General features: G+C 64.5%; 24 protein-coding genes, 1 tRNA gene and 1 pseudogene. 17 read left to right on the top strand and 9 right to left on the bottom strand.

What is annotated here, in order from left to right:
* Positions 1–158: 158 nt before the first annotated feature.
* Both QX010_RS14750 and QX010_RS14745 read left to right on the top strand, forming a co-directional pair.
* Positions 159–443, top strand: a pseudogene (locus QX010_RS14750) (IS110 family transposase); the annotation flags it as partial.
* 1,747 nt (positions 444–2,190) lie between these two features.
* Complete coding sequence (locus QX010_RS14745) at positions 2,191–2,385, top strand: hypothetical protein (protein WP_316180214.1); 195 nt, start codon at positions 2,191–2,193, stop codon at positions 2,383–2,385.
* A 71-nt stretch (positions 2,386–2,456) separates the two neighbouring features.
* Here the strand turns inward: QX010_RS14745 and QX010_RS14740 are convergent, their stop codons facing one another.
* Positions 2,457–4,460, bottom strand: coding sequence for an ATP-dependent nuclease (locus QX010_RS14740; RefSeq protein WP_316180212.1), 2,004 nt, complete (start codon positions 4,458–4,460; stop codon positions 2,457–2,459).
* 468 nt (positions 4,461–4,928) lie between these two features.
* Entirely contained in the window at positions 4,929–5,531 is a 603-nt protein-coding gene (locus QX010_RS14735) for a hypothetical protein (RefSeq protein WP_316180210.1), read from the bottom strand.
* 587 nt (positions 5,532–6,118) lie between these two features.
* Here QX010_RS14735 and QX010_RS14730 point away from each other — a divergent pair.
* Complete coding sequence (locus QX010_RS14730; RefSeq protein ID WP_316180208.1) at positions 6,119–7,531, top strand: GSCFA domain-containing protein; 1,413 nt, start codon at positions 6,119–6,121, stop codon at positions 7,529–7,531.
* A 34-nt stretch (positions 7,532–7,565) separates the two neighbouring features.
* Here QX010_RS14730 and QX010_RS14725 read toward each other — a convergent pair whose 3' ends face one another.
* Complete coding sequence (locus QX010_RS14725; RefSeq protein ID WP_316180206.1) at positions 7,566–8,144, bottom strand: hypothetical protein; 579 nt, start codon at positions 8,142–8,144, stop codon at positions 7,566–7,568.
* 429 nt (positions 8,145–8,573) lie between these two features.
* Here QX010_RS14725 and QX010_RS14720 point away from each other — a divergent pair, with 429 nt between their 5' ends.
* Positions 8,574–8,987 carry a hypothetical protein gene (locus QX010_RS14720; RefSeq protein ID WP_316180204.1) on the top strand — a complete coding sequence of 138 codons (414 nt, stop codon included), beginning with the start codon at positions 8,574–8,576 and terminating at the stop codon, positions 8,985–8,987.
* 76 nt (positions 8,988–9,063) lie between these two features.
* Here the strand turns inward: QX010_RS14720 and QX010_RS14715 are convergent, their stop codons facing one another.
* Positions 9,064–10,107, bottom strand: coding sequence for a polysaccharide deacetylase family protein (locus QX010_RS14715; RefSeq protein WP_316180203.1), 1,044 nt, complete (start codon positions 10,105–10,107; stop codon positions 9,064–9,066).
* Positions 10,108–10,433: 326 nt separating this feature from the next.
* Here QX010_RS14715 and QX010_RS14710 point away from each other — a divergent pair, with 326 nt between their 5' ends.
* Positions 10,434–10,718, top strand: a complete 285-nt coding sequence (locus tag QX010_RS14710; RefSeq protein ID WP_316180201.1) for a hypothetical protein — start codon at positions 10,434–10,436, stop codon at positions 10,716–10,718.
* A gap of 115 nt (positions 10,719–10,833) precedes the next feature.
* Complete coding sequence (locus QX010_RS14705; RefSeq protein WP_315800812.1) at positions 10,834–11,049, top strand: cysteine rich repeat-containing protein; 216 nt, start codon at positions 10,834–10,836, stop codon at positions 11,047–11,049.
* A 74-nt stretch (positions 11,050–11,123) separates the two neighbouring features.
* On the opposite strand, the gene QX010_RS14700 is transcribed toward QX010_RS14705, so the two are convergent.
* The gene (locus QX010_RS14700) at positions 11,124–11,930 is read right to left on the bottom strand and encodes an oxidoreductase (protein ID WP_316180200.1); all 807 of its coding nucleotides are present in this window, start codon (positions 11,928–11,930) and stop codon (positions 11,124–11,126) included.
* 105 nt (positions 11,931–12,035) lie between these two features.
* Between QX010_RS14700 and QX010_RS14695 the strand changes: the two genes are divergently transcribed.
* Positions 12,036–12,623, top strand: a complete 588-nt coding sequence (locus QX010_RS14695) for a TetR/AcrR family transcriptional regulator (protein WP_315758681.1) — start codon at positions 12,036–12,038, stop codon at positions 12,621–12,623.
* A 142-nt stretch (positions 12,624–12,765) separates the two neighbouring features.
* Positions 12,766–13,767 (top strand): NADP-dependent oxidoreductase, encoded by a 1,002-nt coding sequence (locus tag QX010_RS14690; RefSeq protein ID WP_316180199.1) that lies wholly within the window; start codon positions 12,766–12,768, stop codon positions 13,765–13,767.
* Between the two features lie 77 nt (positions 13,768–13,844).
* Here the strand turns inward: QX010_RS14690 and QX010_RS14685 are convergent, their stop codons facing one another.
* Positions 13,845–15,527, bottom strand: coding sequence for an MFS transporter (locus QX010_RS14685; RefSeq protein ID WP_316180198.1), 1,683 nt, complete (start codon positions 15,525–15,527; stop codon positions 13,845–13,847).
* A 177-nt stretch (positions 15,528–15,704) separates the two neighbouring features.
* On the opposite strand from QX010_RS14685, the gene QX010_RS14680 reads away from it, so the two are divergent.
* From QX010_RS14680 to QX010_RS14655, 6 genes are all read left to right on the top strand, one after another.
* Positions 15,705–17,072 (top strand): hydrolase, encoded by a 1,368-nt coding sequence (locus QX010_RS14680; RefSeq protein ID WP_316180197.1) that lies wholly within the window; start codon positions 15,705–15,707, stop codon positions 17,070–17,072.
* A gap of 205 nt (positions 17,073–17,277) precedes the next feature.
* A complete protein-coding gene (locus QX010_RS14675) occupies positions 17,278–18,669 on the top strand; it encodes a cytochrome P450 (protein ID WP_316180196.1) in 1,392 nt (463 codons plus the stop codon).
* Positions 18,670–18,733: 64 nt separating this feature from the next.
* Positions 18,734–20,143: an adenylate/guanylate cyclase domain-containing protein gene (locus QX010_RS14670; RefSeq protein WP_315800816.1), complete on the top strand. Its 1,410-nt coding sequence runs from the start codon at positions 18,734–18,736 to the stop codon at positions 20,141–20,143.
* Positions 20,144–20,269: 126 nt separating this feature from the next.
* Positions 20,270–20,737, top strand: a complete 468-nt coding sequence (locus QX010_RS14665) for a TerB family tellurite resistance protein (RefSeq protein WP_315800817.1) — start codon at positions 20,270–20,272, stop codon at positions 20,735–20,737.
* Positions 20,738–20,954: 217 nt separating this feature from the next.
* A complete protein-coding gene (locus QX010_RS14660; protein WP_315800818.1) occupies positions 20,955–21,734 on the top strand; it encodes an SDR family oxidoreductase in 780 nt (259 codons plus the stop codon).
* A gap of 80 nt (positions 21,735–21,814) precedes the next feature.
* Entirely contained in the window at positions 21,815–22,621 is an 807-nt protein-coding gene (locus QX010_RS14655) for a glutamine amidotransferase (RefSeq protein ID WP_315800819.1), read from the top strand.
* A 221-nt stretch (positions 22,622–22,842) separates the two neighbouring features.
* On the opposite strand, the gene QX010_RS14650 is transcribed toward QX010_RS14655, so the two are convergent.
* Positions 22,843–22,918: transfer RNA gene (locus QX010_RS14650), tRNA-Ala, on the bottom strand.
* Between the two features lie 187 nt (positions 22,919–23,105).
* Here QX010_RS14650 and QX010_RS14645 point away from each other — a divergent pair.
* Genes QX010_RS14645 through folD form a run of 3 tightly spaced genes read left to right on the top strand, consistent with a single transcriptional unit; the run spans position 23,106 to position 24,680 of the window.
* Positions 23,106–23,396: a YggT family protein gene (locus QX010_RS14645; RefSeq protein WP_316180194.1), complete on the top strand. Its 291-nt coding sequence runs from the start codon at positions 23,106–23,108 to the stop codon at positions 23,394–23,396.
* A 9-nt stretch (positions 23,397–23,405) separates the two neighbouring features.
* On the top strand, positions 23,406–23,744 hold the full coding sequence (locus QX010_RS14640) for a DUF167 domain-containing protein (RefSeq protein ID WP_316180192.1): 339 nt from the start codon (positions 23,406–23,408) through the stop codon (positions 23,742–23,744).
* A 51-nt stretch (positions 23,745–23,795) separates the two neighbouring features.
* A complete protein-coding gene (gene folD / locus QX010_RS14635; protein ID WP_315800821.1) occupies positions 23,796–24,680 on the top strand; it encodes a bifunctional methylenetetrahydrofolate dehydrogenase/methenyltetrahydrofolate cyclohydrolase FolD in 885 nt (294 codons plus the stop codon).
* Positions 24,681–24,800: 120 nt separating this feature from the next.
* Here folD and ppa read toward each other — a convergent pair whose 3' ends face one another.
* Positions 24,801–25,337 (bottom strand): inorganic diphosphatase, encoded by a 537-nt coding sequence (gene ppa, locus QX010_RS14630; RefSeq protein WP_011923519.1) that lies wholly within the window; start codon positions 25,335–25,337, stop codon positions 24,801–24,803.
* Between the two features lie 172 nt (positions 25,338–25,509).
* Positions 25,510–26,019: a GNAT family N-acetyltransferase gene (locus tag QX010_RS14625; RefSeq protein ID WP_006611902.1), complete on the bottom strand. Its 510-nt coding sequence runs from the start codon at positions 26,017–26,019 to the stop codon at positions 25,510–25,512.
* Positions 26,020–26,054: the final 35 nt, after the last annotated feature.

Genomic DNA, 26,054 nt, shown 5'->3' with positions numbered 1-26,054 from the left:
CCTGGTCCGCTATCGACAATACCCAACCTTACCGACCGAGTAGGTGTGGATCTCGAACGATTAGGACTGCCGTCCGTAATCGGCCTGACCGTCCGTCAGCTGACGCGACAGCGGCGGCCATGCAGAATGAGCGCTCTCGACCACACAGGAGGCGCGCAATGGAGTTCTTCTGCGGGCTGGATGTCGGCATGGATCGAACCACGATTTGCGTGGTCGACGACAAGGGCGAAGTGCTGCTGGAGGTCGCGGTGATGACCGACCCGAATGCGGTCAGGGGAGCACTGGCGGCATATCTCGGCCGCTTAAGGCGGGTCGGCCACGAGGCCGGGGCGCTGCTGCCGTGGCTGCATCCCGAGTTGCTCAAGCTTCGCCTGCCGGCGATCTGCCTGGAGACCCAGCATGTGCGGGCGGCGCTGAAGGCGCAGCGCAACAAGAGCCCGCGCTGGCGCAGAGCAGGCTGAGGGTGCGCTGGATCGGGCTGGGCCGAGCATCACACCCCAGGCAATCAAAACCTCGCCAGCCATGCCCGCAAACGCATGAGGACTGACTCGAAGAGCTACCGGCGCGACTACCTCCGCGCGCTCGCCCAATGCGTGGAAGTGGACGCGAAAGAGCTTCGCATCATGGGATCGAAAGCGCGCTCCTGCGCACGCTGGTCGGTGCCTCGGGCGCAAAGACGGCTCAGTTTGGTACCGAAGTGGCGCACGCGACACGATTCGCACGTCTGGCCTTCGCCTTCGGAGCGCACCCGGCATCGGTGTTCAATCCGCCACACGCACGCGCAGCGACAAATCTGCGCGGCGGTCGGGATCGTTCGGCCGTGGCCGCGGAAAATGTTGGCCTTTTCGTTGGCTTTCGTTGAAATCGCACAAAAATACATAAGCTAAGTCAGTGGGATGCGCCTATAGCGAGGCGCCCTCTTGCGGCACCACGCTTCGCCCTTCGGGCTACGCGTGGCGCAGCCGCCGTAGCCCGTAGGGCGAAGCGTGCCCGGCGCAGCCCCTTGGCGAAGCCGGGCGTTTGAGCCCCCCGGTGCTGCCGCTAAGCCCGCTTTCTGATCCCAATCCACTCTGTCAAACAGCCTGCCGCTCGTCGCAGCCTTGCTCGCGCCCATGCCACCGCAGCCTCGCGGCCGGTTCGGCCCGAGTTCTGCTGCAATCTGGCGTCCTCTTGAATGAGAGGGCGCGGGGAAGGCCGGGTGCTGGTCGCACCCGCGGTCCGCGTGCAGCAAAAAAGCACGCGGCAGAACCACAGGTACGGCCGAACATCCGGCCTTCCCCGCGCGATGGCTTTACGGCTTATACGCGATCTCCCCGGGGACCGGCTGTCTTGCCCCCGTCGCCCGCAGCGCTCGTCATGAACGCCGCGACCTTGACGCCAGCATCGGGGCGCCAGGACCACGCGACTTCGCCGTCCGCACCTCGTCAGTCGTCGCGCAAAAGCGCCTGACAAAGCCGCGGCCACCGCATCCCCGCCTCACGTGCCGTGACGATCGCGATACGCCCCTCTCGGCGAAGCAGGATGGCGGGATAAGATCACTGATTTGGGGGTAGCGTCAAGAGTTTTTCGGGTATTCGGAATCGATCGCTTGCGCTCTCTCCATACGGGCGGGCGAGAGATCGTTTACAGTAGGTCGCCATGTAATTCATGGCCTAGGCGACTTTCTTCACGAGCACGCCGAGCGGTCTCTACTTGACCTTCGCCAGTTAGAAGTACGCGGAAGAAAAGTGCAGCGTCACCGTAACTCCGCGGTCGGGGCTAGCATGGATGTTCGAAGGGAGAGCGCCCAAACGGCGGCCTAGCTGCACAGAGTTTTGATTCGGATGGGTGTCAATGGCTAACTGCACTCAATCCAGGAGAAATCACCTGCCGGTTTAACGTGGTTAGCAGGACCATTTTGCGCTTGCGGCCAACGGAACGGTGAGGGACAAACCTAAATCCCCCCGAGAATCAGCTCTCAAGATTTCAAATGGAGAGCTGTGCCTATGTCTTCACATCCGCTTGAAACGCGCTCCACGCTTAAGAGCGCGGGGGCCTTGATCCTGCATAGACCTGTCAGTCATCGAACGCTGTTAATCGAAGACGGCGGGCAAATCTGTCCGTGCTTTCCGCTTGCGCGCCAAGAAAATCATTTGGCACAAGGGAATCGCCCCCGAGAAGCCAGCTCGAAGAATTATGGAGAGCTGCGCCATGAGTGACCCCGAGCTGAATGTTAAGTTCTGGCCACCCAGCGTCACGGCCAAAGGGGCGAAGGCCATCGAAGCCATCCGCCGTCCCCTCGCATTTGCAGTCTACGCTCGGCCCGTGGTGGCGTTAATTCTCGGGCTGGCCGTCGTGTTCGGCGGGCACGAGATGGTCCCATGGCGTTTGCTGAAGTTCTGGTAGGGCGCGTGATAGAGCAGCGACCGGGATGGTGTCGAAGCGGGCGGCCTTGCTGAAGCGAGTATTGGAGCGCTTCACTTGAAGGGGGCTGAGCCTTTCATTTTGCTATATCGATCGGACAATGTTTTAAAGATTGCCTGAAAGCGTTTGATGCTGTCCGGTGTCAAAACCTTGGCTGGTTCTGATCCCACCAACGACATGAATTCTCGGGCAGGGCGCGTTTTGAAGAACTCTAACCCTATTGCAGCAAATGCCTCCTCGTATCGCTTGACTATGCGAGGAATTTTGGCGTTTAGCGCGAGCTTCTTTCCCTTTAATTCCGTCTTGTATGTGTCTGCTACCAGCTTTTCATAAACCGCCGGTTCTATAAGGTCCTCAATATCAGCCTCGGAGGGTTTTGGATCGAACCCCTCCGTTACAAAGAGCACGGCTGTCTCTCTGAGCAATTTGTTTTTGACGATATCCTTCTGGGTCTCACGGCCGGAGCGATCATCGTCCAGAAGAACAAGAACGTTTAATTCTTCTGACGCCAGAAGAGCGGCCATATAGGAGACTTTCCCAGCACCGCCGGCAGGGGTGATGGTCAGTTCCTCGGGCAGCGCAGGGACGCCCGCCGCGGAGCAGTGGGCATTTACGGAAGATAGTATCCAAAAGTCGGTCACGCCCTCTACGATGAGGTTTGAGTGACCTACGAAAAGGGTTTGAGATAACTGGTAGCCCAGAGCCGCCTGAAGGGGGAACAGCGTTCTGGCGTCGCCTGTCGGAACGTTGGTGACCTTAGTTCCGGTCTTTTCGTCGATGTTGACCGTCCTCACAATCTCGATGGCGTCCGGTGGGACCATGAAGGGAGAGTGGGTGGTGTAGATGATCTGGTTTTTGTAGTCCTCACGGAAGTGCTTGAGGAGGTTTTCCTGGGATTTAGCGTGCAGGTATAACCCCGGCTCGTCGAGGAGAAGGATTGCTCCTTCGGCATTACCGCCCTGAGTATCGGCTGAAAACGTGATGTAGAAGGCGAAGAACCACCTAAACCCGCGGCTTCGCTCATCTAGATTCACTTCAACGGGATATTGGGCGTTCGGGTCTGAAATCAAAACTGTAACGTGAGGCCCGTCGATATCGATGCGGACCATGAGTTGCCGGTCTTTCCAGAGTCGGCGAATCTCACCTGTCACAAGTGAACTAGCGCGGTTAAGGAGTTGTCCTCTTAATTCGTGGTCGGTGCGTTTTTCGTACAACTCATTCGGTTTGAACCCCGCGACCTTGGCGAGTTTCTCGAAGTTGTTTTCACTTTCCTTTGTGGACGGGTTGTTTCCGCGGGCTTCGACGAAAGCCTGTAAGTCTTGATGTCCAGACAATTCGGGAAAATCCGCGATGTAGATGAATTGGGGCAGCCAATCCAAAACAAGCTTTCGCGCCTCCAGCAACTTCCCATCATAGCCAGTGATTTCCGCAGCGTGATCCTCGACCTCGGTCAGTAGTTCGTCCTGGGCGTCATCGAGCATTATACCAGCCGCCCCAAGGGTTTTTCTCACAGCGGTCGCTGCTGGGGCAACTGCCGCTGCCCAAGCTTTTGCTTCCGCTGTCGTGTTGGCGGTTTCGAGCGCTGTCCATGCGTTGATACAATGGGTCTTCGGCTCACCCTCAACAGCGAGCCATTTCGGCTCAAGAACCGGTTTCAGCCGTTTCAGGGCGCTCGCGGCTTTCTTGGAGACGAGGGCTGGCGGCTGCGTTTGAAAATCGGTCCAGAGTTGAGCACCGTATGGGCGGCCCACGGCAACCCTCTTTAGCGGGCCCAGAAGCGGGGTGATCTGCTCAGTTTCTTCCGGCGTGAGCTCCCACCACGTCCACACAACGGGAGTATTGTTCTTGCAGTCTTCTAACCTACGACTCCGCGGAAAGTCCTTTACGGGGTTCAGAGGCTGCATTTCCCCGGGCGGATTAAGCGACGCGAGCGCCAGCAGCAGGTTGGATTTACCGCTCTCGTTCCGACCTACCAAAGCTGTAAGATCACCAACGTTGATCCAGCCGCTGTCTTCGATTGATCGAAAATTCTGGACCCAAAAACTGCTTAGCTTCATGAAGTCCCCCAACAATTCGGCGCGAGGTTAGACGTTCACAACCCCCGGAGGAAGTTGGAAAGCGAGAAAACTGGTGATCTCTGAGGAAAAAGCTCAGACGGGTTATGGGGTTTGTTCTTGATGCTAGACTGCGCCATGGACCGGGCAATGCAGCTACTGCACTTGGCTGAGGCCGAACGGCGCATTGCCCTAGGTATGCGGATTATTGCCGACCAGGAGGAGCGCATCGCGCTTCGTCGAAGCTGCCACGACGTAACCTTGGCTCAGCAACTTCTTGATAAGTTCGAGCTAACCCAAAACCATCACCTGGCTCACCCGGCGAATATCCTCGCAGAGTTGGAAGCCTGTGAAAGCGAAAGCCCAAGTTACGGGGCTTGTCTTGGCGCTCTGAGGGGTGGGGGACGAGGCGTTGAACCTCTCTACTGTGCCGTGGGCGCTTTCAGGCGACCAGCCTTAAGCCGCCATCGTCTATCGGATCGCCTCGTAGACCAAGACCGAAGCAAATAGGATCGGCAATACAGCAAGCCACCAAAGAACGATGGCGACGACAAACGTCCATAGCGTCGACGCTATGGCGGCAATGAATCCCAACCGCTCAGGTCCCAGCGCCCGTGTGGACCTCCAATTGCCGAGCGGCGCGAAAACTGGTGCGATGAGGAGCTTACCCCAGCCCCCGAAAATGCCGGCGAGCGCCCCCGGCATCTTAGGAACCCATGTGCCCGCGGTCTCAGCTGCCAGCGTTAACGCCGCGATTAGCATCATCGCGACCGGTACCCAGTAGTACGGGAGCTGCTCCAACTTGATGCCTCGACCCCATGCAAGCAGCACGACAACAAGATTGGCCACCACGGCTGGTATTCCGACAATCAGGTAGAGCCACGGTTGATTATTTCGGCGAGCTGTCGACACCTCCTCATGCGCGCTGCGAAATATCCGCCCACCGACGGCAACGATCAGAACAACGGCAAGCAGACACGCAAAAATCGCCGCGAGCCAGCTCAACCCCGCCAGCACCGCTCCAGCTCCGAAGAGCAGAACGCAGAGGATCAGAAACAGAAGAACATTCGTCATTGCGCCCCGCTTGCCCTTCCGCAATGCAACGCAGGAAACCATCGAGCCAAATATTTTGAAAGGGCACTGTCACCATAATTCCGACATGCGCAGACGAGGGCAGCAGGATGCTGCCTAGAGTGTGACACCCTTTTGGAGCGCCACGCTTCGCCCGTGCGGCTACGCCTGGCACAGCCGCGGGATGGCCCGAAGTGGCAAACGTGCCGAGCGTAGCTCCTTCGTGAGCCGGGCGTTTGAGCGATCCGCGTCCAGAGCCTCGTTTCTCAAACCTTTACGTCTGCGTTCCCCGGTTAACAATTGCTTAACCCAAATCGCGCCATCGTCGGCGCGAGCTGCGGGGAAAGTTCCCGCACTGGCGGCGTTTCGGACCCGTGTTTTTACGTTCGATATCCGCAATGCCGGCTGCGCTCGGCGTACGTCAACGGCCAGGCCGCAGACGATTAGTAGCAAAGGTCATGGTCGAAGCGGAATGCGCGCGGCGTGCGATGCCTGCGCGCGTGACGAACAGGCCTTTTAGGCGGCGATGCCCGGCTCCGGCGGCCGGCAGGCCGGATCGACGCAACGAGACACAAGGCGAGCCCTTCGACATGAGCACGACAGCCACTGCCCTCGACAGCCACACGCAGTTTCAATCGATCGTCGGCCAGATCCGGACGCTCGCCTACAAATATATCGAGGACAAGGATTTCGTCAGCGCGCAGCTCGCGTTCCAGAAGCTGCTCGAGCTCGACCCCAAGGACATCAACGCGCGCTTCATCTATGCGCAGCTGATCGACGACGGCTCGCACAAGAAGCGCGCCGAGGCGCGCGACATGATGCTGGCGATCCTCGACGAGAACCCCGAGATCTTCGAGCAGGCCACCGAAGGCAATCTGCACCTGATCCGCAGCGCGGCCGTGCGCTGCAGCCATGTCGGCCCCTTCACGCGCTCGATGGAGCTGTTCCGCAAGCTCGCGGCAGCCTCCAACGAGGCCGCCGACTATTTCTCGCTCAGCGAGATCCTGACCCAGAACAACGAGTTCGAGGAGGCTGTCGCCGCGCTCGAAAAGGCGATCAAGCTGAACCCGGCCTACGACAACCCGCTCAACCGCGAGACGCTGGAGCTTTCGCGCACCAACGCCAAGAAGGGCAAGGTCAAGGACGCCAAGGCAGGCCGCGCCAAGGTTGGCCGCTATCCGGAGACCAAGGACTTCCTCGGCGACCTGCAGACGCTGATCACCAGCCACATCGCCGTGAACCTCGCCGCCGCGCCAAAGTTTCTCGACAAGAGCACGCGCTTCTTCACCATGGGCTCGTGCTTCGCGCGCAACCTCTCCAAGAGCCTCAATGACAGCGGCTACAACAGCCACCACATGGAGATCTCGGAGTACATCAACACGACCTTCGCCAACCGCGTGTTCGTCGACTGGCTGCGCGGCGCCAAGATCGATCCGGAGATCCGCGAGCGCATCGTCGAGCTGCTGCCGCCGGGATCGAGCCCGGAGAATACGTTGGCGGTCATCAAGCAGGCCGACGTGTTCATCCTGACGCTCGGCGTCGCCGCGGCGTTCTTCGACCGCGAGACCGGCGCCTTCGTGCTGCCGCGGCCGACCGCGCTGAACTCGCGGGCGCTGGCGGAGAAGTACAAGTTCCGCACCGCCAGCGTGCAGGAGAACGTCGACAACGTCCTCTACCTGATCGAGTTCATCCGCAGCATCCGGCCGGACATCAAGGTGATCGTCACCGTGTCGCCGGTGCCGCTCCTGACCTCGTTCGAATATGAATCGGTGGTGCAGGCCGACTGCCTGTCGAAGAGCACGATGCGGCTGGTCGCGCACGAGGTCGTCAACAATTCGAACCTCGCGGACATCTGGTACTGGCCGTCGTTCGAGGTATTCCGCTGGGCCGGCTCGAACGCGTCGAGCTTCTTCGCCGCCGACGACGGCGCCGCCTGGCACGTCTCGGAGGACAAGGTGTCCGCGACCGTGCGCGCCTTCGTGCAGACCTTCTCGCCGGCCTGAGCGCCGGTCGGGACGGCGATCGAAGGCGGCTGCCTCAGGGCAGCCGCTTCTTCCAGAGGCGGATGATCAGGATGCCGGCCTGGGCGTAGCCCGGGGGCGAGCTTTCCGTGCCGAACGGCGTCTTCGAATACAGCGAGCTGGAGACCAGGAAGCCGCCGACATACGGCTCCGGCAAGCCCGACAGCGCCAGGAAGCAGCGGTGGGTGAGCAGGCCGTCCTCCGGCAGATTGCCGCGCACCAGCCGGCAGTCGCCGATGCCGGTGAATGCGATGCCGTTGAGCTGGCCTTCGGTGTAGGTGCCGAGCAGGGTCGGATCCATCGCCTGACCGATACAGACCCGCATCTCGCCAATGCTCTTGTCGCCGGTCTCGGTCATGCGGCCGTCAGCCGGCCGGACCCCGACGGAGCGGATCGATAGCTGATCCTCCAGCGCCGGCGCGAAGCCGGTCTTGGTCGGCGCGCAGAAATCCGACGGCACGACACGGCCCTGGCGCACGCTCCGCGCGATGTAGATCTCCTCGACGTTGTCGTCGCCGGACTGCGCCCGGCCCTGCCCGCTGGCGGCCAGCAGGGTCACGGCCGCCAAGAACACTGCAACGATCACCCGGCGCATGCGCGCATCCTTCCTCCGAATCGATCGCTCTCCCTATCGGATTCGGCGAATCTTCTGAACAGCACCAACGAACAGTACATGGGCATACAATCATACCTCAAGTCCAGCATCTCACCGGCATCATGGGAGCACCTCGTCATGACGGTAATTTGGTAGCCACAGCCGGGTGTGCCGGATCGCCGCGGTGCCCACCGTCCAAGGGCTGCGGCCGGTGGATTTCCGGATGGGCTCGTCCCGAGCTCCCCTCGTCCTGAACGGACGTCGCCGCGACGCCGGAAAGGTTTCGAGAAAGATGCTGCGCCGATCCGCACTGCGCTGTGCCGGCATGCGCTCCATTCGCGCCTGCAACGCGGAGCGTGACCTCGGTCACATCGGGCGGCCACGCCGGCGCCTAGACCTTCCCGCAGTCAACAAAGGGGAGCTTACTCGATGCGCAAGATGATCCTGATCGGAGCCATGGTGCTCGCCTCCGCCACCGTCGCGCAGGCCGAGGGAACACGCAGCCTGTCGCTGTCGTCGAACGACGCCGCCGCGCGGGCGCCGCGTCCGACCTACGTCCAGCAAGCCGGCGAGGTCACCGTCACCCCGGCGCCAGTGCCGGCCGTTGCGGCCCAAATCCAGCCCATCGTCCCGCCCGCCGCGCCACCGGTTGCGCCAGCGGCCCCGGCCGCCGTGCCGTCGCCGCCGCAGCCCGCCGCCACCGCGGCGCCGGCACCGCAGCCGGGCTCGGTGCAGCGATCATCGCGGCGATCGACATCGGCGCGCTCGGACCGGACGCGCCGCAAGGGCTGGACCGAAGCCCGCATCGTCCGCGAGCTGCATCGCCACGGCATCTATTGGTGAGCGGCCGGCAACAGAGAGACAAACGAAAAAGGCCGGGCGAACGCCCGGCCTTTCGCGCGCAGAGGTCATGCAGCGATCACTGCGAGATGGTCTGGATCACGCTCGAGATCGGCCGCGCATTGGTCATCGTGGTCGGCAGCTTCGGATCCTGGCCGATCATCGCGTCATATTCCGGCAACGTGTCGAGCGTGCCCTTCGGCTTCATCGCGACCACCTTGTAGCCGCCGGCCTTGAGCCGGCGCAGCAAGGTCGGCAATGCGAGCGCGGTGTTCTTCTGGAAGTCGTGCATCAGGATGATGCCCTTGCCCTTCTTGTCGAGCCCGGCCATCACGGTGTTGACGACCTGGTCGGGATCCTTGGAGCGGAAGTCGAAGCTGTCGACGTCGCAGGAGAACATCGCGATGTTGCGGCTGCCGAGATAGGCCACCGCCGACGGCCGGTGCTGCAACTGCGGGAAGCGGAAGAACGGCGCCGGGTTGGTGCCGAGCGCGAACTTGACCGCGCTGAAACCCTTCTCGAGCTCCTCCTTGGCGGTCTCGTCGGTCATCTTCTTGCCGTTCAGGTTGGCGTGCGACCAGGTATGCACGCCGACGACGTGACCGGCGGCCAGCACCTGACGCAGGATCTCCGGATGATAGGTCGCGTGCTTGCCAATCGAGAAGAAGATGCCGGTGGTGCATTCGTCGGCCAGCGCCTTCAGCACCGCCGGCGTGTTGACCGGCCACGGGCCGTCATCGAAGGTCAGCACCACCTCGCGGTCGGCGAGGAAGTCGAACTGCTTGAAGTGGTCGAGGCCGAAGCCGGGGCCACCTGACGTGTCGACCATGACGGTGCGGGAGATGCCGAGCGCGTCCGGATTGGCGCAGGTCGATCTGGGCTGCACCGGCGCCGGCACGCTTGCGGCCGTACGCGTGGGAATGGTGCCGGTGGTCTCGACATCATCCTTCGCGCTGGCCTTGGCGGCAACGCGCGCCGGAGGCGGCGCCGGCTCGGACGGCTTCGCCGCTGCGCTCTGCGCGGCGGCCTTGGCGGCGCTGGGCTTCGATACGTAGTACCAGACACCGGTGATCGCCAACGCCGCGACGACGGTGGCCAGCAGCAAGCCTAACGCATGACGCATGGTTACTCTTCCCGAAAACGCGAGACACTCGATGGCGGACGCAACGCTGTCCGCCTGCTTCGATTAGCTTCCATTAGTGCCAACGAATCCTTAACGCGGTGCCAACACGGGCAGGATCAGCCAAGATTTCCAGGATGATGCCGGCGCGAGACCGGCAGTTGACCGGAGCGACATGTCGCCGCGGCCATCGGCCTGCCGAACCTGCCGGGCAGAGTTGAGCCGCCGGATCTGGCGTGACCGGCATCACGGTTGCTCGAGCGGGATCGGACCATGATGGGCGCATTGAAAACGCGGCCCGCGAAATGCGGCGCCAATGGGAGCCAGCCATGACGAATTCGACCAATCTGATGAAGGCCGCTCTGACGGTCGTCAGCCTTGCCGCCGTCTCGACCTTGTCCTCGACCGCGAGCTTCGCCTTCAGCGCCGAGGCGCAGCAGATGTGCACCGGCGACGCCTTCCGGCTGTGCAGCAGCGAGATCCCCAACATCCCGGCGATCACCGCCTGCATGATCAAGAACCGCTCGTCGCTGAGCTCCGGCTGCCGCGTCGTGCTCGACCGCGAGCTGTCCAGGCGCAACGGCAAGGTCGCCGAGGCGGGCGACGCCAATTGAGAACGCTTCCGGCTCCCGCCTGCGCGCCCCGGCTGCGACCGGGGCGCTTGCGAGGCCCGGTTGTGAGCACTAAAAGCGCCGCCAAACCTTCAATGCCGGGAGCGAGGCGCCAGTCATGAACAAACTCACACTGATCATCCCCCTGGTGCTGATCGCGTCGACCGCCTCGGCCCAGCAGCAGCCCGGTCAGGACGCGTGCGCGCGCGACGTGTCACGGCATTGCCGCGCCGTGATGAACAACGGCGACCAGGCGGTGCTGGCCTGTCTCAAGGAACACCGCGCCAAGCTGTCCAAGGCCTGCGACAAGGTGCTGACCGAGCACGGGCAGTAAGGTCCGTCCCGCAGCACGGACAGCAATTTTCGCGAACTGGTGCGGCCCGCCCGAAGGCGGTCGGAAGCGTCTGACTACGCGAGGCGGAACTGCTTGCGCAGGGTCTTGTCGAATAGTCCGGCGGTTGCGAACCGGCGCAGCAGACTGACCATGCGCGCCGCATTGCCTGCGGTGTAGCGCCGGCGCGGGACCTCATCGCTCGCCGCCTTGATGATCACCTTCACGACGACATCCGGCAGGTCGGCCTTGGGCATGACATCCCGCAGCAGCGCCGCGACAGCCGTGCGCGCCTGATCGTATTCGGCCTTCTGCTGATCGGGCTCCATGCCGTTCTGATCGAAAATGGTGCGGACATAGGCCGGCTCGATGACGGAAACGCGGACATTGAAGGCCCGGACCTCATGGTCGAGCGATTCCGAATAGCCCTCGATCGCATGCTTGGCGGCCGAGTAATGCGCCGAGTACGGCGCCGGGATAACGCCGAGGATGGAGCCGATGTTGAGAATGCGGCCGCCGCCTTGGCGTTTCATCGCCGGCAGAACGGCATTCGTCATCCGCATGACGCCGAAAACATTGACGTCGAAGAGCGCCTGCGACTGCGGGATCGAGGACTCCTCCGCACCGCCGAACATGCCGATGCCGGCATTGTTGACGAGGAGATCGATCCTCCCCGCCCGCGAGACGACGTCCGCGACCAGCGTCGAGACGGACGCCTCGTCGGTGACGTCGCATGCCAGCATCGTGACCCCCTTGGGGCCGTCATTGGCGATTTTCCGGCTCGTTCCGAACACGGTGAAGCCCGCGTGGGCAAGACCTTCGGCGGTAGCGTAGCCGATGCCGGAGGATGCCCCGGTCACGATTGCAGTTCTTACGGCGGCCATGTGTTTTCCTCACGTAATCTCGGACTTCGCGTCAGAGACAGATTGCATTATGATCGTTTAGTGATATTATGATTATAATGCAATAGGGATGCGGACGAAGGCTTCATGCGATACGAAAAGGGCCGAAAAGACACGTCGCGCCGCAGGATCATGGACGTCGCTGTCGAGCGCTTCCGCACGGATGGAATCGCGGGCTCCGGTTTGGCGACGATCATGAAGGATGCCGGCCTGACGAACGGCGCCTTCTATCCCCACTTCCCTTCAAAGGCCGATCTCGTCCGCGAGACGATCTCCGACTCCCTCGGCAGGCAGGCCGTCTGGCTGCGCGAGGTGCTGGACGAAGGGGGGCTCGATCGCTTGATCGACATCTATCTGTCGCCCGAACACCGGGACCATCCGGGGCAAGGCTGCGCCTCTGCGGCACTTTTACCGGAGCTTGCGCGGCAGCCGGAAGAGACGCGCGGCATGTATGCCCAACAGTCTCGCGCCCTCGTGCTGCTTCTCGCGGAAGCACTTCCGGCAGAGGTCGAAGCGCGGGAAGATGTCGCATGCGCGATCTTTGCGACCCTGATCGGGACGCTCCAACTGGCCCGCGCAGTCGACAAGGAAGCGTCGAGCGGCATCCTGCGGAGCGGAAAGCGCGCGATCCGCACCTTGGCTGGCCTTACGCGCGCACCTGCTTCTCAAGCCTGAATGAACGCCCGATGCGCGCGTCGTGTGCGTTCGGATGACGTCACGCGCGGCGCCATCAGCCTCGACCACACCTGAATTTGTCCAGATCGCACGGCGCAAGCCAAAACCTTGCCAGGCAAGGAACACAGACCGGAGAGCCCCAGTGAAAGCCTACGTCGTCGAGAAGTACAAGAAGATGGGCCCGCTACGCCTCGTCGAAAGGGCCGATCCGCAGGTCCAGAACGCCGACGTCCTCGTTCGCGTTCATGCCTCGGCCGTGAACCTGATCGACTCGAAGGTCAGGGACGGCGAGTTCAAGATCTTCCTGCCTTACCGTCCGCCCTTCGTGCTCGGTCACGACGTCGCAGGGACCGTCGTCAAGGTCGGCGATGGGGTCAGCCGCTTCAGGGTCGGCGACGAGATCTATGCCCGGCCAAGAGATCACCGCATCGGCACCTTCGCGGAATTCATCGCCATCCACCAAGACGATGTCGCACTCAAGCCCCGCACACTGACGATGGAAGAGGCGTCGTCCGTGCCGCTGGTCGCGCTGACGGCGTGGCAGGCTCTGGTCGATGTCGCAAAGGTGAAGCCCGGCCAGAGGGTCTTCATTCAGGCGGGTTCCGGAGGCGTCGGTACGATCGCGATCCAGCTTGCCAAGCATCTGGGGGCGACGGTCGCGACGACGACGAGTGCGAAGAACGCCGCCCTCGTCAACAGCCTCGGCGCCGATGTGGTGATCGACTACACGACCCAGGACTTCGAGAAAGTTCTCTCGGGCTACGACGTCGTGCTGCACAGCCAGGATCCGAAGACGCTTGCGAAATCGCTGAACGTCCTGAAGCAGGGCGGCCGCCTCGTCTCGATTTCGGGGCCGCCCGACCCGGCCTTTGCCACGGCTCTCGGGCTGAACGCCGTTCTGAAGCTTGTTATCCGGCTGTTGAGCCGCAGCGTGCGCAAGAGGGCAAAGAGCCTCGGCGTTGACTATTCATTCCTGTTCATGCACGCCGATGGCCGGCAACTCGAGCAGATCGCCGGGTTGATCGATAGCGGCGCGATTCGCCCCGTCGTCGACAGGATATTCCCCTTCACCCAGACGCCCGAGGCGCTAGCCTATGTCGAGACCGGCCGTGCAAAGGGCAAGGTCGTGATCAAGGTGCAGTAGCGGGTTTCTTGATTGCAGCTGCGAGCAGCATCCTAAAGAGCGCATACCTTGCGAAGGCTACGCTTGCCCTCGCCGTTCTAAGGCCCGCTGCGGGCACCCGTCGCCACGGCCGGCGCCTGCTCGGCGGTGCGGTCGATGTCCTCCTTGGCGCGGACCGAGCCGAATGGCCGCTCCAGCATGCGGCGGATGCGCACCGGGTCGGCCCCGATGTGGAAATCGATCGCGCGCTTGTGCAGCTCGCGCTCGGCGCGCGTCGAGCGGTTGCGCTGACGCAGATAGTCGATCCAGGTCGGACAGTGATAGCGCTCGGTCCACAATTCGGGATCGGCGATGTCGCGCGCGATCGACCAGCCATAGGCGCCGTTGCGCTGGCGGCTGAGCTGCACGTCCTGCATCAGGTCGTGGAAGGCGCGGGCATTGTCCTCGGCGACGCGGTACTCGATCTCGACCACCAGCGGGCCCGAGCGCGGCGTCAGCTCGAGCTGCACCTCCGGATCGGCCAGGGTCTCGCCGTCCTCATTGCGGGCGCCGATCGGCGGCATCCGCAGCCACAGGCCGAGCAGCGGCGACACCATCATCAGCGCTCCCGACGCCAGCAGCGCGACCTCGACGCCGGCGGCGTCGGTGAGACGTCCCCAGCCCCAGCTGCCGATCGCGATGCCGCCGGAGATCGCCGCCTGGAATGCCGCCAGCGCGCGGCCCGCGACCCAGCGTGGCGCCGACAACTGCACGCCGATGTTGAACAGCGCCACCGCGAGCATCCACACCGCGCCGGCGATGACGAGCGCCGCCGCCGTCAGCACCGGCGCGGTGCTGAGCGCGACGGCCGCGGTGGCCGCGCCCAAGGTGAGCGCGCAGGTGCGGATCGCGGCCTCGCCCGACAGCCGCTTCCTGATCTCGCCGATGTTGAGCGCGCCGACCACCGCGCCCATGCCGAAGGCGCCGAGCATGATGCCGTAGGTCTGCGCGCCGCCATGCAGCAGGTCGCGCGCGACCAGCGGCATCAGCGCGGAGATCGAGCCGCCGATGATGCCGGTGACCAGCGTGCGGATCAGCACGATCCGGATCGACGGCGAATGGACGATGTAGCGGACGCCGGAGACAATGGCACGGTTGAGCGGCTCGCGCGGCAGCCGGCTCGGCTCCACCACGCGCCGCCACAGGAACAGCGCCGCGAGCAGCGGCAGATACAGCAGCGCATTGGCCGCGAACGCCGCGACCGCGCCGGCGGCCGCGACCACGACGCCGCCGATCGCAGGTCCGAAGCTGCGCGCGATGTTGTAGCTGATGCCGTTCAGCGCGACCGCGGCCGGCAGCGTCTCCGGCGGCACCTGTTCGCTGACCGAGGATTGCCAGGCCGGCCCCATCAGCGCCATGCCGCTGCCGATGACGAAGCACAGCGCCAGCAGGCGCTCGGGCGTCACCAGCCCGTACCATGCCAGCACCGTCAGGGTGGTGGCGCCGCCGAGCGCCACCGCGAGCGCGACCAGCGCGACGATGCGCCGGTCGTACATGTCGGCGATCGCGCCGGCGGGCATCGAGATGAACATCACCGGCAGCATCAAGGCGGTCTGCACCAGCGCCACCTTGTCGGCCGACGACGTCATCTGCGTCATCGCCCAGGCGGCGCCGACCGCCTGGATCAGCAGGCCCAGGTTCGACAGCAGGCTCGCCAGCCAGATGCGGCGGAACACCGCGTGCCGGAGCGGCGCGGCGATGCTCTCGGCCGCGAACAGCTCACGTTTCTGCGGCGCATTCATGCGGGTCCGTCCACGTCGCCAGGTCGCCTCCGATAAGATCGCATCGAACTATCGCTTGATTCCGGCCGGACCTATGTGATGCCTGCGAATGTCTGCCGCTGTCCAGTGCCCAGAGCGCTCGCATCAGGGACCGCGGCCAACGAACACGACATGAACAAGACCAAAGGGAGACCGCCGATGAATCTGACGCGCCGCACCATTTTGAAGAGCATGGGAACCTTGCCCCTGCTCACGAGCGGCCTGACCTTACCAGCGCGCGCGCAAACGGCGGCAGCCGCGGCCGGCGAGATGCCGCCTGTGCTGTTCGTCCACGGCAATGGCGATCACGCGGCGCTATGGATGACCACGCTGTGGCGGATGGAATCCGACGGCGTGCCGCGCACGCGCCTCGCTGCGCTGGACTTCACCGACCCGCTGGCGCGCAACGACGATTCCGTGGCGCAGCCGAGCCGCTCGTCGACCGAGGATCAGCGCCGCGAGCTGACCGAAGCGATCAAGGCCCTCAAGGAGCGCACGGGCGCGGCGCGCATCGCATTGGTCGGCAGCTCGCGCGGCGGCAACGCGATCCGCAACGTGGTGAAGAACGGCGGCGGCGCCGATGTCAGTCATGCCGTGCTGTGCGGCACGCCCAATCATGGCGTGTTCGACTGGGAGGATAGCCCCGGCAGCGAATTCAACGGCCGCGGCCCGTTCCTGCGCGGATTGAATGCCGGCGACAGCGAGGTGACGGAGGGCACCGCCTTCCTGACGCTGCGCAGCGATGGCCTCGACAAATATGCCCAGGCTGACGGCCGCCTCGTCGGCAAGCCCGGTGTCCCCACCGGCATCACGGCCGAGGGGCCGGCGCTGAAGGGCGCGACCAATCTCGTGATCGGAGCGCTCGACCATCGCGAGGTGGCGTTCCACCCGCGCGCGTTCCGCGAGATCTACAAATTCATCGCCGGCCGTGAGCCGACGCAGATCGCGATCCAGCCCGAGCCGCAGGTGCGGATCAGCGGCCTGGTGACGGCAACGCCGGGCGGCGCGCCGACCAATCGCCCGGTCGCGGGCGCAAGCGTCGAGGTCTATCGCGTCTCGGGCGAGACCGGCGCACGCAATGGCGAGCCGGTGTATCGCGGCCAGACCGGGGCCGACGGACGCTGGGGTCCCGCGGAGGTCGATCCGACGTCCTATCTCGAGATCGTACTGACGTCGCCGGACGCGCCGATCACGCATTTCTACCGCTCGCCGTTCCCGCGTTCGTCCGACGTTGTGCATCTGCGCGCGGCGCGGCCCTTCGGCAAGGCCGATGCCGGCGCCGGAGCGGTCCTCATCATGATCAGGCCGCGCGGCTATTTCGGCCTGCCCCGCGACATCGTGCTGCTCGACGGCAAGGAACCTGCCGACATACAGAAGGGAATACCGACCGATGCCGCAACGACATTGCGGCTGCCGGCGGGCGACGTCGGACGCAGCGTCACTGGACTGTTCAACGAGGAACGCATCGCCGCCCGTCTTTGGCCAGCATCTGAGAGCAGGATTGCGATGATCGAGCTGACTAATTAGTTGCCGGAGTATGATGGTACATCACAGCCTCGAAGAGCGCGGAATCGCGCTCTCCCTCTCGCGTTGCGAGCGAGATGACAGCGTTACCTCTGGCAGAAGACCGTCCTTGCTCGGCGGCCCGGCGCGGCCTGCAGCCAGGGGCTCGGTTGGTCGCAATGCAGCCGATCGATGGTTCCAGGCTCGTGACAGCGTCGAGAGGCCGTGAATGAGTACCGCCGACGTCCATTATCTGCCGCAGGCACGATTGCCGCTGATACCGCCAACACCGCCGCGGGCGCCGGACAGCATGGGCGCGCTGCGCCGCGTGCTGATGATGGGCGACAACGCGATCGCGACCTGGAGCCAGCGCGCCTATGAGGACGACATCATTCGCGGCCGCTTCTTCGGCAGCTCCAGCTACATTCTCAATACGCCCGATACGATCAAGCATGTGCTGGTCGACAATTGGGAGAACTACGGCCGCACCGTCGGCGCCATCCGCGTGCTGCGTCCGGTGCTCGGCGAGGGGCTGCTGATCGCCGAAGGCAAGGCGTGGAAGCACCAGCGCCGGACGCTCGCGCCGGCTTTCACGCCGCGCGCCGTTTCCGGCCTCATCCCGCACATGGTCGCGGTGAGCGACGAGACCGTCGCCAGGCTGAGGCAGCAGTGCGGGCAGCCGCTCGACCTGCGTGAGATCATGCAGCGCATGACGCTCGACATCGCCGGCCGCACGATGTTCTCGTTCGAGATGGGCCGCCACGGCGCCACCCTGCGCGATTTCGTCTACGAATATGGCGCGCGGCTGGCCAGCCCGCATCTGCTCGACATCGTGCTGCCGCTGTCCTGGCCGACGCCGCGCGATGTCGCGCGCCGGCGGTTCCGCAAGCGCTGGACCGCCTTCGTCGCCATGCTGATGGCGGAGCGCCGCGCCGCCGGCAAGCTGGAGGACGCGCCGCCGCGCGACCTGTTCGACCTGATGGGCGCGGCACGCGATCCCGAGACCGGCGCGGCGTTCACCGACGCACAACTCGCCGACGAGGTCGCGACCATGATCCTCGCCGGCCATGAGACCACGGCAACGGCACTGTTCTGGGCGCTGTATCTGATCGCGCTCGATCCAGCCAATCAGGACAGGCTGGCGCAGGAGGCGCGCGCCGCGACCGATCTCAGCGACCCCGATCAACTGCCGTTCACGCGCGCCGTGCTGGACGAGACATTGCGGCTCTATCCGCCCGCGTTCCTGATCGCGCGCGCCGCCGGCGGCCCGGACCGGATCGCCGCGTTCCCCGTGAAGCGCGGCGACGTCGTGCTGATCTCGCCGTGGCTGCTGCACCGGCACGAGAAGCTGTGGGATGCCCCCAACGCCTTCAAGCCCGAGCGATTCGTGCCGGGCGCGCCGCCGCCGGAGCGCTTCGCCTATCTGCCGTTCGGGGCCGGCGCGCGGGTCTGCATCGGGGCGCATTTCGCGCTCGTCGAAGCCGTGCTGGCGCTGGCGCGGCTGGTCGGCGCCTTCAGGATCGAGCTCGTCGACCGCGCGCCGGTGCTGCCGGTGGGCGTGGTGACGACGCAGCCGGACCGGTCGCCGCTGTTCAAGATCACGCCCAGGATGGAGGTCTGACCGCCACGCGGCAGCCACGCTCGGCACTTGCTTGCGGGTTTGCCAAGTCCCATCTTAGCCGGGCATGAGCGACATCCAGGCCCAGCTTTCGGTTCTGAAGCAGACCGCCCATCCGGCCGTCGCCGACGCGATCATACGGCTGATCGAGTCGGGCGAAGATCACGAGCTCAACCGTATCAACGCCCTCGAGTTCTCCGCGCGCGCAGGTCTCGACGAGGAGCAGGTCATCTCCGGCTTCCTCCATGCGGCACGGATCGGCTTGTTCGATCTCACCTGGAACGTCCTGTGTCCCGGCTGCAGCGGCGTGCTCGATGCGCACGCCACGCTGAAATCCCTCCGCCATGACGATTACCATTGCGGATTATGCGCGTGCGGCTACGAGCCCTCCGTCGACGAGCAGGTCGAGGTTGCCTTCACCGTGACCTCCAAGGTCAGGCGCATCGCAGCCCACGATCCCAACACGCTGACGCTCTGGGAGTATTACAAGCAGATCTTCTGGAGCTCCGGCATCGACCTCGACCGGGAGTCCTTTGCTTCGCTGAGCGAGCAAGTGACCCTCGATGCCCTCGAGCTGCCGGCCGGCGAGAAGGCGGTGCTATCGCTGCAGCTCCCGTCGGATTTCATCATCATCTTCGAGCCGGTGACGCATTCTGCGCATTTCATCGACGTTCAGGGCGAGCCGACCAGGGAGCGCCAGCAACTCGGGCTGCTGTTCAACAAGACGCATCCTCCGACCGGTTCGGTCACCTTGCGTCCAGGCCCGCTGCGGCTGGCGCTCGACAATCAGGCCGGCGTACGGACGCTGCCGACGGTGTTCATCGCCGGCGATGCGCTCCACCATCTCCTCGGCAAGCGCCGGCCGTTCCTGACCGCCAAGCGCATCCTGTCCAACCAGACCTTCCGCGACGTGTTCAAGGCCGACAATCTCAACATCGACCAGCGGCTGAAGATCACCTCGCTGACCTTCCTGTTCACCGACCTCAAGAGCTCGACCGCGCTGTACGAGCGCGTCGGCGACCTCGCGGCGTTCGACCTGGTGCGCGCCCATTTCCGCGCGCTGCTGGAGATCATCAACGCCGAGAAGGGCGCGGTGGTGAAGACGATCGGCGACGCCGTGATGGCGACCTTCATCAAGCCCGAGCATGCGCTCGCCGCGGGCCTGCGCATGCGCGCGGCGATGCAGCGGCTGAACGCCGAGCGGGGCACCGAGGACCTCGTGGTCAAGATCGGCATCCATGAGGGGCCGTGCCTCGCGGTGATGCTGAACGACCGCCAGGACTATTTCGGCCAGACCGTCAACATCGCCGCCCGCGTGCAGAGCCTGTCGACCGCGCAGGAGATCCACCTCACCGCGCCGGTGATCGAGAGCCCGGGCGTCGCCGACATCCTGCGCAGCGCAAAGATCGCGCCGATCCAGAAGCACGCGGCGCTGCGCGGCATCGCCGACCGGATGATGGTGTACGAAATCCCCTGAGGCCTTACCGAAATGTCATGCGCTGCGCAGGCCGCGGCGGATTGCCGGCGGCGCGTGGCATTTGCATATAATGAGCAGTTGCCGACCGGCTTGCGGCCGCCAAGGGATCCAACAGCGAAGGACGCCATGCTCGAAGGACTGCGCCAATTCATCGCCGACGTGGTTTCGCCGCACGAAACCCCGGCCTTCGACGACAACGGCTATCAGCTGGCGGCAACCGCGCTGCTGATCCACGTGATCTCGCTGGACGGCGAGCCGAGCGAGATCGAGCGGCGCAAGCTGCACGGCCTGATCGAGCTGCGCTTCGGGCTCGACCACGGCTCCGCCGACCGGCTGATCGCCCAGGCCATGCTGGCCGAGGGCGAAGCGGTCGATCTCTATCGCTTCACCAGCGTGATCATGCGCGAGGTCGATGAAGCCGGCCGCCTGCGCATCGTCGAGATGATGTGGGAGCTGGTGTTCGCCGACGGCAAGGTGACCGAGTTCGAGGACAATGTGGTCTGGCGCGCCTCGGAGCTGCTCGGCATCTCCACGCATGACCGCATCGACATCAAGCACCGGGTCGCGGCGCGCAAGTCCGGCGCTCCCGCGTGAACCGCTCTGTCTCGGCCGGAACCGGCGTGATCCGGAGATGAACAAACTTTAATTTTGTTCCGAACCTCGCCCCTGCATGTAAACCTATGTGAATCCGAAACTATTACTGCAATCTGGTGCAGGACTGCCGATCGCGGCGTCTTGCATGTTCCCGTCCGCCTATGCTCTCGTCCGCCGCTATTGGATGATGTGTGGATTGTGATCGAAGAGCAGGATTGTGGGTGAACGTGTCACGCTGGTAACGGGTGCGTCGGCCGGGATCGGCAGCGAATTGGCGCGCGTGTTTGCCGCGAACGGGCACCGGCTCGCATTGACGGCCCGGCGCGAAGACCGGCTCGCCGCGCTGGCGCAGGAGATCGCGGCCAAAGGCGGCCCGGCGCCGCTGGTGATCCCCTGTGATCTCACCTCCGCCGACGCCGGGGCGACCATCGAGGCCGCGCTGGCCGCCGCCGGCGTGGAGCTGGAATATCTGGTCAACAATGCCGGCTTCGGCCTGTTCGGCAAGGCGGTGCAGCTCGACCGCGCCGAGCAGCTGGACATGATCTCGGTGAACGTCCGCGCCCTGACCGAGCTGTCGCTGCGCTTTTCCGAGCAGTTGATCCGCAACAAGGGCGGCATTCTCAATCTGGGCTCGGTGGCCGGGTTCCTGCCGGGGCCCGGCATGGCGGTCTATTACGCCTCCAAGGCCTATGTGATCTCGTTCACCGAGGCGCTGCGCAAGGAGATGGCGCCGCATGGCGTCCGGGTCACCGTGCTGTGCCCCGGTCCGGTGCCGTCGGAATTCCAGGATCGCGCCGGGTTCAAACCGGGCGTGGATTCGGTGATCCTCAACGTCTCGCCCAAGGCGGTGGCAGAGGCCGGCTACCGCGGCCTGATGGCCGACAAGCGCGTGGTGCTGCCCGGGCTCGGCATCAAGATCGTACCGTTCCTGCTGCGCTGGTTCCCGCGGGGCTTCATCCTCGATGCGGTCGGGCGGCTGCAATTGAAGCGGAGCTGATCGCGCTGGCCCGGCCCTTGCTTTGCAATGTGCGCTCGCTCACGCGCCGTTAACCTTTGCTTAGCTATGATCGCCAGGTGATGCTCAGGCAAGACCCTTCGTTCCATCCGAACGGGCCCCAGGCGGACGTTCGGCAGCTCCATCCGAAGCCGGCCATGGCGGCTGCGCCGCATCGGCCGGTCCTCATCATCCTGCACCAGGAAACCTCGAGCCCCGGCCGGGTCGGCAATGCGCTGCGCGCCCGCGGCTATCCGCTCGACATCCGCCGGCCGCGGTTCGGCGATCCGCTGCCGGAGACGCTCGATGGGCATTCGGGTGCCGTTATTTTCGGCGGTCCGATGAGCGCGAACGATCCGGATGATTTCGTCCGCCGCGAGATCGACTGGATCGAGGTGCCGCTGCGGGAGCAGCGTCCGTTTCTTGGGATCTGCCTGGGCGCGCAGATGCTGGCGATCCAGCTCGGCGCCGAGGTGGCGCCGCATCCGCAGGGGCGCGCCGAGATCGGCTATTATCCGATTCGCCCGACCCGGGCCGGACGCAAGCTGTGCCCGCATTGGCCCGACCATGTCTATCATTGGCACCGCGAAGGCTTCGACCTGCCCGACGGCGCCGAGCTGCTCGCCGAGGGCGGCGATTTTCCGGTCCAGGCCTATCAATACCAGAACGCCACCGGGCTGCAGTTCCACCCCGACGTGACCTACGCGATGATGTGCCGCTGGACCACCCGCGGCCATGCCCGGCTGGACACGCCCGGCGCCCGCCTGCGCCACCATCATTTCGAGGGCCGCGCCGTGCATGACGCCGCCGAGCGGGCCTGGCTGGCGCATTTTCTGGATGGCTGGCTGGCACGCGAGCCGGTGGCGGCGATGGCGGAGGCTGCGGAGTAGGACCGGTGATTTGAGCGGATTGGCTTGGGCGATGCTGAAACAGCCCGGCTTCGCCAAGGGGCTTCGCCGGGCACCACGCTTCGCCCTTCAGGCTACTTGCGCGGCTGCGGACGACGGCCCGCCGCCGCCCTTCGGGCTATGGCGCGGCAACCTTCGCTCGCTTCGCTATCGGATTGTTGAAATCGGCTTGCCGAGCCGAAGCTTGCGAAGCGAGCGAAGGTTGGTGGAGCCAGGCGGGATCGAACCGCCGACCTCGTCATTGCGAACGACGCGCTCTCCCAGCTGAGCTATGGCCCCGTAACACGACCGCTTCGATGTTGGGAAAAGGCGGCCGGCAGATCGGGCGCCATTTACAGTGGGTGCCGAGGTCAAGTCAAGAACGGTCACATCGCCCGTTAGCCTTGACGGGCAGCTTCCCTTGTTTGCGCCGGGGGGAACCGATATCTAGCGAATAGCCCTCCCCCCGGCCCAAGAAGTCCCCCGAATGAAGCCGATCATTTACGTTCTGATCCAGATCATCACACTTTACATGTACCTGTTGATTGCTTCGGCGATCCTGTCGTGGCTGATCGCCTTCAATGTGGTCAACACGCGCAATCAATTCGTCGCGGGTGTCGCCGAGTTCCTGTACCGAATCACCGAGCCAGTATTGGGCCCGATCAGACGCCGCCTGCCGAATTTCGGGGGGCTCGATATTTCGCCGATCATCGTGTTCTTCTTGCTTATGCTCCTCCAGATGTATCTGGCTGACTACGTCTATCCTTTCGTGCCGTAGGCTCAAGGAATGGACTCGCCTCCCTGGCGTCCAGCCTCGGACGGCCTGACCGTCGCGCTTCGCGTGACGCCGCGCGGCGGCCGCGACGCGATTGACGGCGTCGAAACGCTGTCCGACGGCCGCAGCGTGCTCAAGGTCCGCGTCCGGGCCATCGCCGATGGCGGCGAGGCGAATCGCGCGGTGACCGAGCTGCTCGCCAAGGCGATCGGCGTCACCAAGGCCTCGGTGCGAATCACCTCGGGCACCACCTCGCGGCTGAAGCAGGTTGCCATCGATGGCGATACCGCCAAGCTCGATCAGGCCTTGCGCGACCTCATTGCAGCCCATAAGCCGACCGGGAAATCCTAGAGCGGGCCGCGCTCGCGCGACCAGCGGCGAACGACGAGGCAGAGAGCAGACATGACGGCGCGCATCATCGATGGAAAAGTGATTGCGGCGGATCTGCGCGCGCAAGTCGCCCGTGAGGTCGAGCGGGTCAAGCGCGAACATGGCCTGACGCCAGGGCTGGCCGTGGTGCTGGTCGGCAACGACCCGGCGTCCGAGGTCTATGTCCGCAGCAAGCACACCCAGACCCAGGCGGCCGGCATGGCCTCGTTCGAGCACAGACTGCCGGCCGACGTGTCGCAGGACGCGCTGCTGGCCTTGATCGGCAAGCTCAACCGCGATCCCGCCGTGCACGGCATCCTGGTGCAGCTGCCGCTGCCGAAGGGGCTGGAGACCGAGGTCGTGATCAATGCGATCGATCCGGCGAAGGACGTCGACGGGCTGCATCCGCACAATGCCGGCCGCCTCGCCGGCGGGCAGCCGGCGCTGGCGCCATGCACGCCGCTCGGTTGCATCATCCTCAGCAAGACCATTCACGCCTCGCTGGAGGGCCTGAACGCGATCGTGATCGGCCGCTCCAACCTGGTCGGCCGTCCGCTGGTGCAGTTGCTGCTCAACGAGAACGCCACGGTGACCATCGCGCATTCCCGTTCGCGCGACCTGCCGGCGCTGACCGCGCGCGCCGATCTGGTCTACGCCGCCGTCGGCCGCCCGGAGATGGTGAAGCGCGACTGGATCAAGCCGGGCGCGACCGTGATCGACGTCGGCATCAACCGCATCCCGACGGCCGAGGGCAAGACGCGGCTGGTCGGCGATGTCGCCTATGCAGAGGTGTCGGAGGTCGCCGGCGCGATCACGCCGGTGCCGGGCGGCGTCGGCCAGATGACCGTGGCCTGCCTGCTGGTGAACACGCTGCGCGCCGCCTGCGCCATTGCCGGGCTGCCGAAGCCGGCGGTCTGAGCTCACCGTCATTCCGGGGCGATGCGCAGCATCGAGCTGAGGTGCGCAGTTGCGCACCTGAGAATCTCGAGATTCCGGGTTCAGCCGCTGCGCGGCTGCCCCGGGATGACGTCAATCGTTTTACTTCTTCGCCGCCTTGGCGCGCGCGATGCCCTCGGCGATCAGCTGGTGGGCGTCGTCGGCATTGCCCCAGCGCAGCACCTTCACCCATTTGCCGGGCTCGAGATCCTTGTAGTGCTCGTAGAAGTGCTGGATCTGCTGCAGCGTGATGTCCGGCAGGTCGCTGTAGGTGCGGACCTTGTCGTAACGCTGGGTCAGCTTCGAGGACGGCACCGCGATGATCTTCTCGTCGCCGCCGGCCTCGTCCTCCATCAGCAGCACGCCGACCGGACGCACGCTCATCACCGCGCCCGGCACGATCGCGCGGGTGTTGGCGACCAGCACGTCGCAGGGATCGCCGTCATTGGACAGCGTGTGCGGGATGAAGCCGTAATTGCCGGGATAGCGCATCGCCGTATAGAGGAAGCGGTCGACGAACAGCGTGCCGGCTTCCTTGTCGAGCTCGTACTTGATCGGCTCGCCGCCGACCGGCACTTCGATGACGACGTTGACCTCGCGCGGCGGATCTTTCCCGATCGGGATGGCGTCGATGCGCATGGATGCTCCGTAGAACTTGAACGTTTCAGGGTCGGACGCCCGAGGAATGAGCGCTGGCATTCGCAGTCGCAAAAAAAACGCGGCTGCGCAACAGCTACCTCAAGCCAACACTTTCAGTTCAATTCACCGGCGCGTTAACGCTTAACGCGCCCAGAGCACAGCCGGTCCAGGCTCAGTTGGTCCAGGCAAAGGCAACCTTGTCGAGCGACTTCGGTCCGAAGCGCTCCGACGACCGCGCGACCATGCGGCCGCCCAAGGCGCGGTAGAACTCGGTGGCGGGATCGTTGTCGGACAACGCCCACACCACCATGCTCTTCAGGCCGCTCTGCGCGAGGTCGCGCTTGGCGGACTGAAAGAGCCGGCGACCGAACCCCAGCCCCTGAAATTCCGGTCGCAGATAAAGCTCGTAGACTTCACCGTCGAAGTGCAGGCTGCGGGCGCGATTGCGGCCGTAATTCGCATAGCCTGCGACCTTGTCGTTGAACACCAGCACGCTGACGCGGCTGCCTTTGCGGATCGCGCTGTCCCACCATTGGGGGCCACGCCGGTTGATCAGCTTCTCCAGCTCAGCGCCAGGGATGATCCCCTGGTAGGCGGAACGCCAAGCTTCATCATGGGCTGACGCCACCGCAGCCGCATCTGCAGCCTTGGCCGGACGGACTTCGATCAGGGTTGTGCTCATGAGTAGATCAAAGCAAGTCGGCGGTCCGCCTTCAA

Origin of the sequence: Bradyrhizobium sp. SZCCHNRI1009, assembly GCF_032487575.1 — a bacterium.
Classification (GTDB): domain Bacteria; phylum Pseudomonadota; class Alphaproteobacteria; order Rhizobiales; family Xanthobacteraceae; genus Bradyrhizobium.
The sequence above is the reverse complement of the archived record's forward strand: the minus strand, read 5'-3'. Positions and strand labels throughout refer to the sequence as shown.

Coding starts and splice junctions, on each gene's coding strand:
- QX010_RS14745 (WP_316180214.1), top strand. CDS start 2,191: ATGAGTGACCCCGAGCTGAATGTTAAGTTCTGGCCACCCAGCGTCACG.
- QX010_RS14740 (WP_316180212.1), bottom strand. CDS start 4,460: ATGAAGCTAAGCAGTTTTTGGGTCCAGAATTTTCGATCAATCGAAGAC.
- QX010_RS14735 (WP_316180210.1), bottom strand. CDS start 5,531: ATGACGAATGTTCTTCTGTTTCTGATCCTCTGCGTTCTGCTCTTCGGA.
- QX010_RS14730 (WP_316180208.1), top strand. CDS start 6,119: ATGAGCACGACAGCCACTGCCCTCGACAGCCACACGCAGTTTCAATCG.
- QX010_RS14725 (WP_316180206.1), bottom strand. CDS start 8,144: ATGCGCCGGGTGATCGTTGCAGTGTTCTTGGCGGCCGTGACCCTGCTG.
- QX010_RS14720 (WP_316180204.1), top strand. CDS start 8,574: ATGCGCAAGATGATCCTGATCGGAGCCATGGTGCTCGCCTCCGCCACC.
- QX010_RS14715 (WP_316180203.1), bottom strand. CDS start 10,107: ATGCGTCATGCGTTAGGCTTGCTGCTGGCCACCGTCGTCGCGGCGTTG.
- QX010_RS14710 (WP_316180201.1), top strand. CDS start 10,434: ATGACGAATTCGACCAATCTGATGAAGGCCGCTCTGACGGTCGTCAGC.
- QX010_RS14705 (WP_315800812.1), top strand. CDS start 10,834: ATGAACAAACTCACACTGATCATCCCCCTGGTGCTGATCGCGTCGACC.
- QX010_RS14700 (WP_316180200.1), bottom strand. CDS start 11,930: ATGGCCGCCGTAAGAACTGCAATCGTGACCGGGGCATCCTCCGGCATC.
- QX010_RS14695 (WP_315758681.1), top strand. CDS start 12,036: ATGCGATACGAAAAGGGCCGAAAAGACACGTCGCGCCGCAGGATCATG.
- QX010_RS14685 (WP_316180198.1), bottom strand. CDS start 15,527: ATGAATGCGCCGCAGAAACGTGAGCTGTTCGCGGCCGAGAGCATCGCC.
- QX010_RS14680 (WP_316180197.1), top strand. CDS start 15,705: ATGAATCTGACGCGCCGCACCATTTTGAAGAGCATGGGAACCTTGCCC.
- QX010_RS14675 (WP_316180196.1), top strand. CDS start 17,278: ATGAGTACCGCCGACGTCCATTATCTGCCGCAGGCACGATTGCCGCTG.
- QX010_RS14670 (WP_315800816.1), top strand. CDS start 18,734: ATGAGCGACATCCAGGCCCAGCTTTCGGTTCTGAAGCAGACCGCCCAT.
- QX010_RS14665 (WP_315800817.1), top strand. CDS start 20,270: ATGCTCGAAGGACTGCGCCAATTCATCGCCGACGTGGTTTCGCCGCAC.
- QX010_RS14655 (WP_315800819.1), top strand. CDS start 21,815: ATGCTCAGGCAAGACCCTTCGTTCCATCCGAACGGGCCCCAGGCGGAC.
- QX010_RS14645 (WP_316180194.1), top strand. CDS start 23,106: ATGAAGCCGATCATTTACGTTCTGATCCAGATCATCACACTTTACATG.
- QX010_RS14640 (WP_316180192.1), top strand. CDS start 23,406: ATGGACTCGCCTCCCTGGCGTCCAGCCTCGGACGGCCTGACCGTCGCG.
- folD (WP_315800821.1), top strand. CDS start 23,796: ATGACGGCGCGCATCATCGATGGAAAAGTGATTGCGGCGGATCTGCGC.
- ppa (WP_011923519.1), bottom strand. CDS start 25,337: ATGCGCATCGACGCCATCCCGATCGGGAAAGATCCGCCGCGCGAGGTC.
- QX010_RS14625 (WP_006611902.1), bottom strand. CDS start 26,019: ATGAGCACAACCCTGATCGAAGTCCGTCCGGCCAAGGCTGCAGATGCG.